The 13,088-nt window shown below is 69.4% G+C and carries 12 protein-coding genes and 3 pseudogenes; 6 read left to right on the plus strand and 9 right to left on the minus strand.

Features of this window, described 5'->3' with window-relative positions; genetic code table 11:
• Positions 1-16: 16 nt before the first annotated feature.
• From ACIPEK_RS41180 to ACIPEK_RS41205, 6 genes are all read right to left on the minus strand, one after another.
• On the minus strand, positions 17-1,156 hold the full coding sequence (locus ACIPEK_RS41180) for a M24 family metallopeptidase (protein WP_402007331.1): 1,140 nt from the start codon (positions 1,154-1,156) through the stop codon (positions 17-19).
• 212 nt (positions 1,157-1,368) lie between these two features.
• On the minus strand, positions 1,369-2,313 hold the full coding sequence (locus ACIPEK_RS41185) for an ABC transporter ATP-binding protein (protein WP_402007333.1): 945 nt from the start codon (positions 2,311-2,313) through the stop codon (positions 1,369-1,371).
• Positions 2,310-3,158, minus strand: coding sequence for an ABC transporter ATP-binding protein (locus tag ACIPEK_RS41190; protein WP_402007335.1), 849 nt, complete (start codon positions 3,156-3,158; stop codon positions 2,310-2,312). Before ACIPEK_RS41190 ends, ACIPEK_RS41185 begins: the two co-directional genes overlap by 4 nt.
• Positions 3,155-4,033, minus strand: a complete 879-nt coding sequence (locus ACIPEK_RS41195; RefSeq protein WP_402007337.1) for an ABC transporter permease — start codon at positions 4,031-4,033, stop codon at positions 3,155-3,157. Before ACIPEK_RS41195 ends, ACIPEK_RS41190 begins: the two co-directional genes overlap by 4 nt.
• Positions 4,030-5,127: an ABC transporter permease gene (locus ACIPEK_RS41200; protein WP_402007339.1), complete on the minus strand. Its 1,098-nt coding sequence runs from the start codon at positions 5,125-5,127 to the stop codon at positions 4,030-4,032. Before ACIPEK_RS41200 ends, ACIPEK_RS41195 begins: the two co-directional genes overlap by 4 nt.
• Entirely contained in the window at positions 5,102-6,667 is a 1,566-nt protein-coding gene (locus ACIPEK_RS41205; RefSeq protein WP_402007341.1) for an ABC transporter substrate-binding protein, read from the minus strand. The genes ACIPEK_RS41200 and ACIPEK_RS41205 overlap by 26 nt, the downstream gene beginning before the upstream one ends.
• A gap of 242 nt (positions 6,668-6,909) precedes the next feature.
• Between ACIPEK_RS41205 and ACIPEK_RS41210 the strand changes: the two genes are divergently transcribed.
• A complete protein-coding gene (locus ACIPEK_RS41210) occupies positions 6,910-7,479 on the plus strand; it encodes an Lrp/AsnC family transcriptional regulator (protein WP_402007343.1) in 570 nt (189 codons plus the stop codon).
• A 597-nt stretch (positions 7,480-8,076) separates the two neighbouring features.
• Here ACIPEK_RS41210 and ACIPEK_RS41215 read toward each other — a convergent pair.
• A pseudogene (locus ACIPEK_RS41215) lies at positions 8,077-8,786 on the minus strand (IS6 family transposase).
• A 94-nt stretch (positions 8,787-8,880) separates the two neighbouring features.
• On the opposite strand from ACIPEK_RS41215, the pseudogene ACIPEK_RS41220 reads away from it, so the two are divergent.
• Both ACIPEK_RS41220 and ACIPEK_RS41225 read left to right on the plus strand, forming a co-directional pair.
• Positions 8,881-9,105 (plus strand): annotated as a pseudogene (locus ACIPEK_RS41220) (transposase); the annotation flags it as partial.
• Between the two features lie 140 nt (positions 9,106-9,245).
• Positions 9,246-10,367 carry a PP2C family protein-serine/threonine phosphatase gene (locus ACIPEK_RS41225; protein WP_402007345.1) on the plus strand — a complete coding sequence of 374 codons (1,122 nt, stop codon included), beginning with the start codon at positions 9,246-9,248 and terminating at the stop codon, positions 10,365-10,367.
• Positions 10,368-10,609: 242 nt separating this feature from the next.
• On the opposite strand, the gene ACIPEK_RS41230 is transcribed toward ACIPEK_RS41225, so the two are convergent.
• A complete protein-coding gene (locus ACIPEK_RS41230; RefSeq protein ID WP_402007346.1) occupies positions 10,610-11,389 on the minus strand; it encodes a MerR family transcriptional regulator in 780 nt (259 codons plus the stop codon).
• A gap of 146 nt (positions 11,390-11,535) precedes the next feature.
• On the opposite strand from ACIPEK_RS41230, the gene ACIPEK_RS41235 reads away from it, so the two are divergent.
• From ACIPEK_RS41235 to ACIPEK_RS41245, 3 genes and pseudogenes are all read left to right on the plus strand, one after another.
• The gene (locus ACIPEK_RS41235; RefSeq protein ID WP_402007348.1) at positions 11,536-11,682 is read left to right on the plus strand and encodes a hypothetical protein; all 147 of its coding nucleotides are present in this window, start codon (positions 11,536-11,538) and stop codon (positions 11,680-11,682) included.
• Between the two features lie 115 nt (positions 11,683-11,797).
• Positions 11,798-12,001: pseudogene (locus ACIPEK_RS41240) on the plus strand (transporter); the annotation flags it as partial.
• Positions 11,991-12,287 (plus strand): aldehyde dehydrogenase family protein, encoded by a 297-nt coding sequence (locus ACIPEK_RS41245; protein WP_402007350.1) that lies wholly within the window; start codon positions 11,991-11,993, stop codon positions 12,285-12,287. The pseudogene ACIPEK_RS41240 and the gene ACIPEK_RS41245, both read left to right, overlap by 11 nt.
• Positions 12,288-12,333: 46 nt before the next feature.
• Here the strand turns inward: ACIPEK_RS41245 and ACIPEK_RS41250 are convergent, their stop codons facing one another.
• Positions 12,334-12,825: a DUF6328 family protein gene (locus tag ACIPEK_RS41250; RefSeq protein WP_383081049.1), complete on the minus strand. Its 492-nt coding sequence runs from the start codon at positions 12,823-12,825 to the stop codon at positions 12,334-12,336.
• Between the last annotated feature and the right edge of the window lie 263 nt (positions 12,826-13,088).

Genomic DNA, 13,088 nt, shown 5'->3' on the forward strand with positions numbered 1-13,088 from the left:
GCGGCCGTGTTGGGTGTCAGGGGAGTACGACCAGGTCGCGGCCGGTGCGGTTGAGGCGGTCCCCGCCGTCTTGGGTGCAGATCACGATGTCCTCGATGCGGGCTCCGTAGCGGTCGGGGAGGTATATGCCGGGCTCGACGGAGAACGCCATGCCGGGCTCCAGTGGCAGCTGGTTGCCGGACACGATGTAGGGCTCTTCGTGGCTCTCCAGGCCGATGCCGTGTCCGGTGCGGTGGATGAAGTGCTCTCCGTATCCGGCGTCGGTGATGATGTCGCGGCCGATGGCGTCCAGTTGTTCGGCGGTGATGCCCGGCCGTACCGCGTCGGTCTGGGCTCTCTGGGCGCGCAGCAGTACGTCGTGCAGCCGGCGGAAGTCCTCGGGTGGTTCCCCGAGGGCGTAGACGCGGGTGGAGTCGGAGCAGTAGCCGTCCTGCGTGGTGCCGCCGATGTCGACGACCACCGGGTCGCCGGGTCGGATCACCCGGTCGGACAGCTCGTGGTGCGGGCTGGCGCTGTTGGGCCCGGAGCCCACGATCACGAAGTCGACCCGGACATGGCCTTCGGCGGTGATCGCGGCTGCGATGTCCCGGCCGACCTCCCGTTCGGTGCGCCCGGCCCGCAGCCACTCGCCCATGCGGGCGTGCACCCGGTCGATGGCTTCCCCCGCCCGGCGCAGGGCCGCCGCCTCCTGCGGGGTCTTGCGCATCCGCAGACCGCTCAGAACGCTGCCGGCGAGTTCCTGCCGGGCGCCTTGCAGGACGGCATGGAAGGCGGTGGTCTTCTCCGCCCACATATGGTTGTCGACGCCGACGTGGGCGACGGAGGACGGCAGCCGGGCCGCGATGACTGCGTAGGGGTCGTCTGTCTCGTTCCAGCCTGTGATCTCGATGCCCAGGCCGCCGGCCGGGGAGGCCTGGGCAGCGGGCACCTCCAGCGCCGGAACCAGGAGGAACGGGTCGCCGTCGAGGGGGAGGACCAGGCAGGTCAGCCGCTCCAGCGGTTTGGCGTCGTAGCCGGTCAGGTAGCGCAGGTCGGCGCCGGGGGAGATCAGCAGGGCGTCCAGCCCGGCACGGGCCGCGGCCGCTCGGGCGATGTGGAGACGGTCGGCCGGATACAGGTCCTGGCCGGTCTCTGTGACGTGGGTCTGCTCGTGCATGAGGTCTCCGTGAGGTGTCGTCAAGTCCGGAAGGGCAGACGGAAGTGGGGCGGCACTGCCGCGGCATGGTTGCCGTCCGTCGCGGCCGGTTCGTGGCAGCCCCGGATCTCGCTCGGACGGGGCTTGGGCAGGACCGGTCGCGTGCGCCGCCCCGGCACCGGCGCGTGCTGAACATCCGAGGCCGCAATTGGGTGGACCGTTTTGGGTTCAGGTCATGCCGCGTAGAGGCGGCAGGCGACGCCGCCGGCGATCAGCTGCGGCTCCTCGTGGTCGCAGCCGTCGAAGGCGCGGGGGCAGCGGGGGTGGAAGCGGCAGCCGCTCGGCGGGGCGGACGGGTCGGGTACGTCGCCGGGGAGTTCGGCGGGCAGCAGTCCGGCGCCGTCAGGCTGAGGGATGGCGGCGAGCAGGGCTTGGGTGTAGGGGTGGCGGGGGCTGTCCCAGACCTGGGCGGTGGGGCCGGTCTCGACGATCCGGCCGAGGTACATCACGGCGATGCGGTCGGCGATCAGCCGTACGACGGACAGGTCGTGGCTGATGAACAGCAGCCCGGCGCCCGACTCGACAGCCAGCGACCGCATCAGCGTGGCGACTTGGAGCTGGGCGGAGGCGTCGAGGGCGGAGATGGGCTCGTCGCCGACCAGCAGCCGGGGCCGGGCGGCCAGCGCGCGGGCAATGGCGATGCGCTGGCGCTGACCGCCGGAGAACTCCTGCGGGTAGCGCTGCGCGGCGCTCTCCGGCAGCCCGACGCGGGTCAGATACTCCTCCGGCGTGGCCGCCTCCCCCTTGTCGCCGCGAGCCGCCCCCGCGCGGATGCCGTCGGCGATCTGCGTGCCCACCCGGCGGCGGGGGTTGAGTGATCCGTAGGGGTCCTGGAACACCATCTGGATCGCGGTCAGCGCGGGGTCCCGGCGACGTACCTTCAGCGGCCGTACCGGCGTGCCGTCGAAGGTGATCCTGCCGTCCTTGGGTGCCGTGAGGCCGCAGACCGCGCGGGCCAGGGTCGACTTGCCGCAGCCTGACTCGCCGACCAGACCGACGACCTCTCCGGCGCGCACCTCCAGGCTGACCCCGGCGACCGCGCGGGTCGGCGGCGCGCCGGGGCGGCGGTACTGGACGACGAGGTCGTCGACGGACAGCAGCGGCGACGGCGGGGTCATGGGGCACTCCGGAGATCTGGGGCGGGGTCGGTCGTTGTCCGCGCGCGAGCCGCTGCCGCTCCGGGGAGCGCGTCCAGGAGCGTACGGGTGTACTCGTGCTGCGGAGCGGTCAGTACCTGGCCGCGGGGGCCGGTCTCGACGACGAGGCCGTGGCGCATGACGCTGACCTCGTCGGCGATGGCGGACATCACGCCCAGGTCGTGGGTGACCAGCAGGACGGCCAGGCCGAGGTCGTCGCACAGGCCGCGCAGCAGGCGCAGTACGCCCGCCTGGACGGTGACGTCCAGGGCGGTGGTGGGCTCGTCCGCGATCAGCACCTGCGGTTCGCAGGCCAGCGCGATGGCGATGGCGATGCGCTGGCGCATGCCGCCGGAGAACTGGTGCGGGTAACGCTCCAGCGCCTCGCGGGGGCTCGGGATACGGACCTGGCCGAGAAGGTCGGCGGCCCTGTTCTTCGCGGCCTTGCGGTCGAGTTTCAGGTGGTGGCGGAGGTGGTCGGTGAGCTGGTGCCCGATGCTGAGCATGGGGTGCAGGCTGGTGGAGGGGTCCTGGAAGACCATGCTCACCGCCCGGCCGCGCAGCTCGCCCAGCTTCCGCGGTGGCAGGGCCAGCAGGTCCGTGTCGTGCAGCCCGATCCGCCCAGCGGTGCGGGCGCCGGGCGGCAGGAGACCGAGGACGGCGAGGCCGGTCATGGTCTTGCCCGACCCGCTCTCACCCGCCAGGCCGTGGATGCGGCCGGGCTGGAGGGTGAGGTCGACGCCGTGCAGGACGCGGTTCGTACCGGCCTCGGTGGGCAGGTCGACGGTCAGGCCGGTGATCTCCAGCGCGTTGGTGGTGCCGGTCACGCCACACGCTCCTTCTCCGCGCCGATGGTCCGGGCGGTGCCGGGGTCGAGGGCGTCCCGCAGCGCGTCGCCGAGGAAGTTGAAGGCCAGGACGACGGTGAGGATCGCCAGGCCCGGGAAGACCCCCATCCACCACTTGTCGAACTGCTGCGTACCGTCGGCGACCATCGCCCCCCACTCGGCGGTCGGCGGCTTGGCGCCCAGGCCGAGGAAGGACAGTCCCGACAGCAGCAGCGTCGCCGTGCCGATGTCGAGGGTGGCCAGCACCAGCAGCGGCCCCAGCACGTTGGGCAGTACGTCCACCCGCAGCGACCGCCAGGCGGAGAAGCCCAGCAGCCGCCCGCTGAGGACGAACTCGCGTGACCGAAGCCCCATCACCAGTCCCCGGGTGACGCGGGCATACGAGGGCCAGGCGACGACCAGCACCGCGAACACCGCGTTCTGCAGACTCGCGCCCAGTGCGGCGGCCACGACCATCGCCAGGATGACGGTCGGGAAGGCGAACACCAGGTCCGCTATCCGCATCACGGTCTCGTCCACCCACCGCCCGAAGAACCCCGCACAGGCCCCGAGGATCCCGCCGATCAGCAACGACAACGTGACCAGCAGCAGAGCGAGCGGAATGGAGACCCTTGCGCCGTAGAGCACCCTACTCAGTACGTCCCGGCCCAGCTCGTCGGTGCCGAACCAGTGCCCGGCGCCCGGCCCGGCCAGCCGGGGCATGTCCTGCGCCAGCGGGTCGTGCGGGGCGAGCAGCGGCGCGGCCAGCACGATCACCAGCCACCCGGCACTGACCACGCCGCCGGTGACGGCCAGCGGCCTGCGCCAGGCGCGCGGCAGCCGTTTGAGAAGACCGAAGCCCTTCCACCCGTTCACTGCACCCTCACCCTCGGGTCGATCACGCCGTACAGCACGTCCACGGCGAGGTTGACGGTCAGATACACGATGCCGACGACCAGCCCGACCCCCATCACGGCTGGCAGGTCGAGCGTGGTCGCGCTGCGGTACGCGTAGGCGCCCAGGCCCGGCCAGGCGAAGATCGACTCGACCAGGACGGTGCCCGACAGCAGCGCCCCGAAGGCCAGCCCGGCGACCGTGATGACGGGCACGAGGGCCGCCCGGAGGATGTACTGCAGGAGCACGGTCCGGCCGGGCAGGCCCTTGGCACGCGCGGCCCTGACGTAGTCCTGCCCCAGCACCTCCAGGACGGCCGAGCGCGTGAACCGGGTCAGCAGGCCGACGGTGTACGCGGTCAGCACTAGTGCCGGGAGCGCCAGGTGGCCGACGGCGCTCCAGAAGACCGGCCACTGCCCGGCGAGGGCGGCGTCGACGGTGTACAGGCCTGTGACGTGCGGCGGAGCGGTCAGGTCCGGGGCGAGCCGGCCGCTGCCCGGTGCGATGCCCAGCCGGTAGAAGAAGATGTAGAAGGCGAGCAGCGCCAGCCAGAAGGTGGGTACCGACACCCCCAGCAGGCTCACCACCCGCAGCAGCTGGTCGGTGAACCGGTCCCGGCGCAGCGCCGCGATCACTCCGAAGGCCACGCCGACGACGAGCGAGAATACGATCGCTGCCCCGGCCAGTTCCAGCGTCGCGGGTACCGCGGTCGACAGGTCCGTCAGCACCGGCTGGTGGCTCTGCTGGGACTCGCCGAGATCACCCTGGAACAGGTTGCCGAGATAGGTGACGTACTGGACCGGCAGCGGCTTGTCGAGGCCGTAGTGGTGCTGGAACTGGGCGACGATCGCCGGGTCGCCGACCGCCCGCTGACCGAGGGCCGCCGCCGCGGGGTCGCCGGGGACGAGGTTGGTGAGGACGAACGTCACCAGCGTCACCCCGAAGGCGAGCAGCACGGCCGTCGCGGTCCGCCGGAGCAGGAACCGGGCCAGCGGGTGGCGGGCGAGGAGCCGCCCGCCACCGCTGTGGCCCTTGTCCCTGCCCGGGCCCTTACTTGGCACCCAGCGCGGCGACATCGATCGTCCACACGGGGTTGTACGCGGCACCGGTCACCGAGGCCGCGGCCACCGTGTTGCGGCTGGGCTGCATCAGCGGGATGAACGGGCCGCTGTCGTTCATCCGGGTCTGGATCTGCTCGTAGAGCGCCTTGCGGGCGTCGTCGCCAATGGTGCTCGCCGCTTTGTCGCCCAGCGCAGAGAGCGTGTCGTCGGCGCCGGCCTTCCATCCGGCCCGCAGGCCGACCAGGTTGCCGGGCAGGAACGCCAGGTAGTCGCTGGGGTCTGGGTAGTCCGGGCCCCAGTACCACAGGCCGGCCTGCTCCTTGCCGTTGCGGTAGTTGTCCAGCTCGGTCGTGGTCGGCGCCGGGGCGAGCGTCACCGTGATGCCGACCTCCTTCAGCTGCGACTGCACCCGCTCCGCCAGGGTCTGAAGCGACAGTCCGTCGACGGTCAGATCGCTGGGGTAGCCGAGCGTCACCGACGGCTTGTCGATCCCGCTGGTCTTCAGGGCCGCCTTGGCCCCCGCCAGGTCCCTCTTGGTCGCCTCGGAGGACGGCAGCGCGCCGAGGAACGTCGACGGGATGATCCCGGCCGGCTGGACCGACCCGGTCCCGGCCAGGCTCAGCAGGCTGTCGTAGTCGATGCCCTTGCGCACCGCCTCGGCGAACTTGGCGTTGGCGGTGGTGCTGCTGACCTTGCTGTTCCGGTTCAGCAGCAGGAAGATCACGTCCGATGACGCCCCGCTGCTCACCTTCAGGCCGCCGGTCAGCCCTGTCACCTGGTCCGAGGTCAGGTCCAGGGCTATCTGGCTGTCGCCGCGCTGCACGTTGAGCTTCTGTGTCGGCGCCTGGACGTTTCGGATCACGATCTTGTCGTAGGCCGGCTTCTGCGGCCCGGTGTACTTCGGGTTCCTCGTCAGCACGACCTGCGTGTTGGTGTTGAAGGAGGTCAGTGTGTACGGGCCGGAGCCGGCGGAGGTCGTGTTGAGGTACTTCTCCGAGCCGCCGTGCGCCTTGACCGTCTTGGCGTTCAGGATGCCCAGCGCCGGGTTGGGCAGGATGAACGGCAGCGCCGGGTTCGCCTTCTTCGAGGTCAGCGTCACGGTCGAATCGTCCGTCTTGCTCACGGACACCCCGTCGAGCAGGAACGACGGGTTGCCCTTGAGTTCGATCACCCGGTTCAGCGAGTACACGGCGTCGTCCGCCGTGACCGCGCTGCCGTCGGAGAACTTCGCGCCCTTGCGCAGGTGCAGGGTGAGTGTCTTGCCGTCCGTGGACTGCTCGTACGCCGACGCCAGTCCCGCCACCGGCTTCGTGACGTCGCTTCCCTTGAAGGTCAGCAGCGTCTCGTACAGGGCCTTGTCCACGATCTGCCCGGTCGGCTCGAACTCCCGGCCCGGGTCGGCGGTCTTCAGGTTGAACGACGTGTCGACCACCAGCGTCTTGCCGCCGCCCGACGAGCCGGCCGTGCCCCCGCCCGAGCAGGCGCTGAGAGAGAGCGCCGCGACAGCGACGAGCGGAAGTGCTGCCGGGTACGACCCGGTGCGGGATCTGGACATGGTGCCTCCGAGAACGGGGAGCGGGGAGCAGCAGAGGCCGGACGGGCATGGACGGCCGCCGGGGGAAGGACCTGGACGTTTCACCGTTAGGGTGGGCTGAAGCTAACCAACACATCCGGCCATCGGGACAACCGCGAGACGAAAATCACCAGAAGGGCGCAGCTGTGGAAGATCTGTCAAGTAAAGGTTCGTCCGCTGATCGCCGCTCTGGACGGATCGGCATCGGCCTTGCCCTGGATTCAGTGCATTTCAAGATCCTTGACGTCCTCCGTACACAGGGCCGTATCTCCGTCGCCTCTCTCGCCGAGCGCATCGGCGTCTCCCGCGCGAACGCCTACACGCGCTTCGAGGCACTCCGCGCAGACGGAGTGATCAGCGGCTTCAGCGCGCGGGTCGACCCCACCCGCGTAGGCCTCGACATCTGCGCCCTGGTCTTCGTTACCGTCCGCCAGGAGCTGTGGAAGCAGTTCCGCGCCACCCTTGCCCAGATGCCCGAGGTCGAGTACTGCGCGATCACCACCGGCCAGCACGACGCCATGATCCAGATCCGGGTCCCCGACGTCGGCGCCGTACACCGCCTGGTCACCGACCAACTGGCCAACATCCCGGCCGTCCGCGCCACAGAGACCGTCATCATCCTCGACGAGGTGCTCCGCCGCCCCTACGTCCTGCCACAGCCTCCCCGGCCCCTCGACTCCCCTCCCGGAACGGCCCCCGCCGCTCCCGGCGCGAACCAGTTCGGCATGACCCGATTCATCCGCGCCGCCGACGGCCGCGCCGACCTCCAACGCGGCACCGACCCGGAAGACTGACCCACCGAGTACCGCGGTCTCGACCGCCGGGCCCATCACGGCGCACGACGTCCTTCGCTCCGCAGCGCCCCGGGCGTTGCGCGACCCTGCCGCGCTGCGCGGTACGGACCGAGCCCGCGGTGCAGCCCCTGAACGGCTGGGGTCGAGGCCCCGCCGGAGCAGGAACCGGGCCAGCGGGTGGCGGGCGTCGACGGCCTCGTCGTCCAGTACTGCCGCCCCGGCGCGCCGCCGACCCGCGCGGTCGCCGGGGTCACGCGGTCGCCGGGGTCAGCCTGGAGGTGCGCGCCGGAGAGGTCGACGAAGGCGACAAAGACGCAGCGGCCGATCGTGCACAGCGTCCGTGCGTCCCCATTGCTATAGGACATAGGTGGAGCGCCGAGCGAAGTCACGGCGAACGACTTGGACGCGCGGTGATCGGCGGCCACACTCGGGCCGCGAAGAATGCCGCGGTGGACCCCGAACGCTCGTGATTCAGCAACGAACCTGCATGCCTGAGGCGATAATTGCCTGGATGTCCCTCGGGCGTTGTCACGTTGTTGGGTGTGTGGGTGTCTGACGGTGCGTCGAGGTGTCGTGGGGCCGGGTGCCGGCCTGTGCTCAGGCCGCGGTGGGCCGGCCGGTGACGCCGGTGATCTGCTCCCAGATGGTGAAGCGGACGGTCATTTCGGCGCGGTGCTGGGTGGCGGTGAGCAGGTGGCGTCGGGGCCGGAAGTGGGGTGAGATGCCGCTGAACGCGGACAGGAACCGCTGGGCCCCTGCCACACTGCGGAAGCCCTTCATGGCCCGTTCGCGTTGCCGGGTGGGCTGGTGGCTGTTCTCGGCCCGGTTGTTCAGGCCCTTGTGGGAGCGGTGCTCGACGGAGGGCATCGGTGGGCGGCGCCGTAGGAACGCAGCTTGTCGGTGACGGCCACCCGCGGAACCACGCCCGTCTTCTTCAGCAGACGGCGGAAGAAGCGCCTGGCCGCGGCCTTGTCACGCCGGTTCTGCACGAGGATGTCGAGGACGTCGCCGTCCTGGTCGACAGCCCGCCACAGGTACTTCTGCTCCCCATTGATCTTGATGAAGACCTCATCCAAGTGCCACTTGTCCCTGGGCCGGGGCCGGGGCCGGCGCAACGCGTTGGCGTACGCCTGCCCGAACTTCAGACACCAGCGGCGCACGGTCTCGTAGGAGACGATCACGCCGCGCTCGAGCATGAGCTACTCCACCTCGCGGAAGCTGAGCGGGAAGCGGAAGTACAGCCACACGCAGTGCGAGATCACCTCGACCGGGTACCGGTGACCCTTATACGACGGCGACGCGCTCACCCCGGACGATCCCCCTCCAGCATGATCAACTTCGAGGATCCTCCCACGCCACCCGCCAACGTGACAGCGCCCATGAACATCCACCGCTCCCGACAGCGCGCAAAACCAGTTCTGGCTGGAGATCGTCTCCCTCGCGCTCAACCTGCTTGCCTGGATGCCAATGCTCTCCCTGACCGGCGACACGCACCGCTGGGAACCCAAGAAGCTCCGACTCCGGCCGTTCTCCGCCGCCGCGCAACTCGTGAACACCGGCCGCCGCCGCTGGCTCTGCCTGCCCGCCCGATGGCCCTGGACCGACATCATCACCGATGCGATCGACGGGCACCGGGCAACGATGGAGCGCACCGAGTCGTCGGTTGTGCTGCGGTCCAAGACGGGCCGGGTGATCACGTCGGCGCGGATGGACCTGGCGGCCGGTGCCTGATCGATTAGCCCCAAATGCCCATATAAGCTGCCTATATGAACAGTTCCGGTCGATTCCGGCGTCGTGCGGACAGTCTCCAGGAGGAGCTGATACTCCTGGCGCCTCTGGCGCTGATCGCCATCATCACCGTGCTGACCTTCGTAACTCCGAGTCATCTCTACTTCAGCCGCTTCCTCTCACTCGCCCCCGCCTTCGCCGCCGCGCTGTGGCCAGTGGCCGGAACGGTGGCCATCGGCGGGCTCGCCGCGGCCATCGACGTAGCGGCCGCTATGGCCTTCGGCCATGTGGGCGAGAACGCGCACACATATCTGTTCACCCTCGTGGTCATCGTGGGCGCCACTGCCGCGGCCGCCTGCGCCAGCCATGTGCGCCAGCAGCGGGAGCAAGCCCTCGCCGACGTCCGCTCCGTAGCCGAGACGACCCAGAAAGTCCTGCTGCGCCCCCTGCCGCACCGCCTCGGCCGGTTGGACATCGAGGCCCTGTACCTGGCCGCCGCGGCCCAGGCCCGCGTCGGCGGCGACTTCTACGAAGCAGTGGAGACAGCCCGCGGCGTCCGCCTGGTCATCGGAGACGTGCGCGGCAAGGGCCTCTCCGCGGTCGGCATGGCCTCGGCGATCGTCAGCTCCTTCCGGGAATTCGCGTACGACGAGCCGGACCTGGCGCGGCTGGCACGCCGGCTGGACGTCAGCATGGGTCGCTACACCGCGTTGCTGCCCGGCGACCACACGGAGTCCTTCGCCACGGCCGTGCTCGCCGAGATTCCCGACGACGGATCGGCCGTCGGAATCGTCAACTGCGGACACCCCCCTCCGTTGCTGTTCCACGCGGGAGCGGTCCGCGAGGTCACCCCCACGACTTCCTCACCGCCCATCAACATGGGCGCGTTGCTCGGGGAGGACTACCGCATCGGCACCGTCTCCTTCGCAGCCGGGGATCAGCTGCTGCTCTACACCGACGGCGTCACCGAGACCCGCGACCGCACAGGCGCATTCTTCCCGCTGGTGCAGCACGCGGGACAGTGGGACACGGGCTCCCCGTCCCGGCTGCTCAAGCAGTTGCACAGCGACCTGGTCCACTACAGCCACGACCATCTCGACGACGACATCGCGGCCATCGCCGTCCGTGCGGTGGCCTCCACGAAGTCGGACAGGGCGTGAAACGGGCCGGGCAGTCGTCCACGCAGTTCGGCTGCCACTACCTCCCGGCCCCTCATGGGCGGAGGCATCGCGCTGTGCGACCTCGTAGACCCGTGAGCGAGGGCAAGAGCCCCCGCGACGCGCAGCGATGCCCCGAGCGCAACATCTGCCGCCAGATCTTCAAGATCCTGAACGACGGAATCAGCCGAACGTGGAACAGCTTCCTCAAGCAGAGCCGAGACCGTGCGTCCGTACACGTCGAGTCACGCGTCCAGTTGAGCGCGAATGAGCGTGTCGAGTCGCTGCCATGCCGGGGAAGAGGCATTGACCGTGCCCTGGATAAGGGCGGGGATCTCGGAGGCTGCATCCAACTCGGGTGGTTCGTCGAGTCCGTAGCGTTCCCGGGTCGCCTCGGCGACCCGGCGGGCGAGGTCGTCGATGCGGGGATCGTCGGCGTCGAGGTCGTGCGCGTGGTTGTAGTCGAGGAAGAGCTGCCGTAGCGCCGGGTCGGCCAATGTCTCGGCCTGGTCGTGGAACAGGGTGATCGCTCGGTCCGGGTGGGTGGCGAACACAAGAATCCACAGGTCGCGTTGCAGGTCCACCCAACGAGACGTGAATCCCCAGCGGGCCAGGTCTTCCAGATACACACCGACCTCGGTGGGCAGTGGTGCCAGATGCCCGGCGGCGAGCTGGCACAGGCATCCCTGCGTTGCCCGCAGGCCACGGATGCGGGCAGTGAGCTCGTCATCGATCTCACGCAGCGCCTGCTGGAACTCCTCGTCGGTCGCTGATCTCAGGTCCCGGATACGGGCCAGGGGGACGCCTGCTTCGGCGAGCGTCCGGATCTTGATCAGGCCGATGGCATCGTTCGCACCGCACCGCCGGTAGCGGGACGCGCCGCGGTCAGGCTCGGGGAGCAGCCCTTTGTCGTGATAGACGCGGATGGTCTTGATCGACACTCCGACGTACCTGGCCAGCTGCCCGATGGTGATCACCCGGTCATCGTCCCACTTGACCTTTCCCCTGGGGCAGGGTTGCAGCATGGCGTCATGACGCACACGAATCCCGTCGGGAGACCCTGCGCGAGCTGGCCGATGAGGGCAACGAGACTGCTTCGGACCGGCTGGCCGACCTTGCCGACGCAGCCGGCGACCTCGAAGAGCTGAGCGAGCTTTTGGATGAGGGATCCATGCACGCCGTTTTACTGCTCACTCGACGCGCGGCTGCGACCGGCGACCTGCGCGAGCTGCAACGAATCTCCGACGCCGGGTATGACGAGGCCGGGAACGAGCTGGACCGGCTGCTGAAGGCACCGGCCGACGGGCATCGGGATTGAGACGACCGGCCGCTGCAGCCGCGTTCCAGGCCGCGGCCATCGAGCCTCGGAGCGTCTCGCGGAAACAATCCTTCCCTGCCTCGGCGTTATCGATCTTCGAGCCGAGGTTGGGAAGGTGTCGGGCCTGAAGTTGTTCCGTACGAACACGACGAACAGCGGCGTGACCGAGGTCATGCCGCATCTTGCAGAGGTTGAGGCGGATGTGCAGGGCCTCGTCGAGGCGCACATGGAGACGCTGCTGGGCGTCCGTTTCCTGGCGAGCGAGTACGACCGGCTCGGGGCCACGGCCGCGGGTGCGCTGGGAGCCGATGGGCGTGGTCGGGGTGATCGTCCCCTGGGACTACCCGCTGATGATGGCGGTCTGGCACTGCACCCCGGCACTCGCCGCGGGCAACGCGGTGGCGGTGAAGCCGGCGGAGACCACTCCGGACACGCTGGAACTGCTGGCGGAGCACGCCGCGCGGACCCTGGGCGAGGGCGTGCTCCAGTCGCTTCCGGGAGACCGGCGTACGGGTCGGCTGCTGGTCGATTCCCCGGTGGACATGGTCGCGTTCACTGCGACGTCGTCGCCGACAACGACCCGTCGGGCGGCGGCAGTTATATGAGAACAGGTTTGGTATGGATTGCCCCGCGGGGGAAGTCCGGGGACCGTTATGGGCGGCGCAGCGCCCGGGGCAGGACGAACCAAAGGCCGGCGAACATGGCGGACGTGGCGGCGGCGATAGTGAACGCTGCGGCGCGGCCGAGAACGACATTCATGAGCAGCAAGACAGCGCCGTTGAGCGCGAGGGCGAGAAACACCAGTCCGACTTCGGCGAGCCGGGCCGAAAGAGCGACGATGCGGATCTTGGCACCTTTGTGGAACAGGCCGCGATGCAGTGCGACCGGGGTCGCGAGAACCGCGGAGGAGACCACGGTGAGCAGCAATGTGACGACGTAAGTATTGCGCTCGAAGGCGTCAAGCTGTGGAAACCTGCTGGTGAAAGCCACACCGAGAAGAAAGGCGAAGACGATCTGCACACCGGTTTGAACGACCCGCAACTCCTGCAGAAGTTCCACCAGGTTTCGGTCGGCCCGCTCCTCGGGTGTCTCGCGGCTAAGTGGACGCGGGCTGCTATTCGGCTGCTTGGGCACGTATCTCATTGTCTCTGCCAGGGGGGCCGTCGTGCGGCTCATCCGAGCCGGCACTGTCATGCGTCACCGCCCGGTCTCTCACCGTGCTTGACGCAATGTCAGTGACAGCATGCGGTGGCGAGAGAGGACCGATCCGCTTGCCGAGGGCAAGGAGGCGGTGGCGGATCTACTGACTGCCCTGAGAGGGCGTTCGATAGGGGAACCCCCTATCTGTCCGATCTGCGCTGCGGCGAGACGGACTTGTTTCCATGATCTCGTAGCGCGACACCTGG

Source organism: Streptomyces sp. NPDC088246, assembly GCF_044741025.1.
Lineage (GTDB): Bacteria > Actinomycetota > Actinomycetes > Streptomycetales > Streptomycetaceae > Streptomyces.

What these genes read in the sequence shown, in the direction of transcription:
- ACIPEK_RS41180 (WP_402007331.1), bottom strand. Translation starts at nt 1,156, where the DNA reads ATGCACGAGCAGACCCACGTCACAGAGACCGGCCAGGACCTGTATCCG.
- ACIPEK_RS41185 (WP_402007333.1), bottom strand. Translation starts at nt 2,313, where the DNA reads ATGACCCCGCCGTCGCCGCTGCTGTCCGTCGACGACCTCGTCGTCCAG.
- ACIPEK_RS41200 (WP_402007339.1), bottom strand. Translation starts at nt 5,127, where the DNA reads ATGTCGCCGCGCTGGGTGCCAAGTAAGGGCCCGGGCAGGGACAAGGGC.
- ACIPEK_RS41205 (WP_402007341.1), bottom strand. Translation starts at nt 6,667, where the DNA reads ATGTCCAGATCCCGCACCGGGTCGTACCCGGCAGCACTTCCGCTCGTC.
- ACIPEK_RS41225 (WP_402007345.1), top strand. Translation starts at nt 9,246, where the DNA reads ATGAACAGTTCCGGTCGATTCCGGCGTCGTGCGGACAGTCTCCAGGAG.
- ACIPEK_RS41230 (WP_402007346.1), bottom strand. Translation starts at nt 11,389, where the DNA reads ATGCTGCAACCCTGCCCCAGGGGAAAGGTCAAGTGGGACGATGACCGG.
- ACIPEK_RS41235 (WP_402007348.1), top strand. Translation starts at nt 11,536, where the DNA reads ATGCACGCCGTTTTACTGCTCACTCGACGCGCGGCTGCGACCGGCGAC.
- ACIPEK_RS41245 (WP_402007350.1), top strand. Translation starts at nt 11,991, where the DNA reads ATGGGCGTGGTCGGGGTGATCGTCCCCTGGGACTACCCGCTGATGATG.
- ACIPEK_RS41250 (WP_383081049.1), bottom strand. Translation starts at nt 12,825, where the DNA reads ATGAGATACGTGCCCAAGCAGCCGAATAGCAGCCCGCGTCCACTTAGC.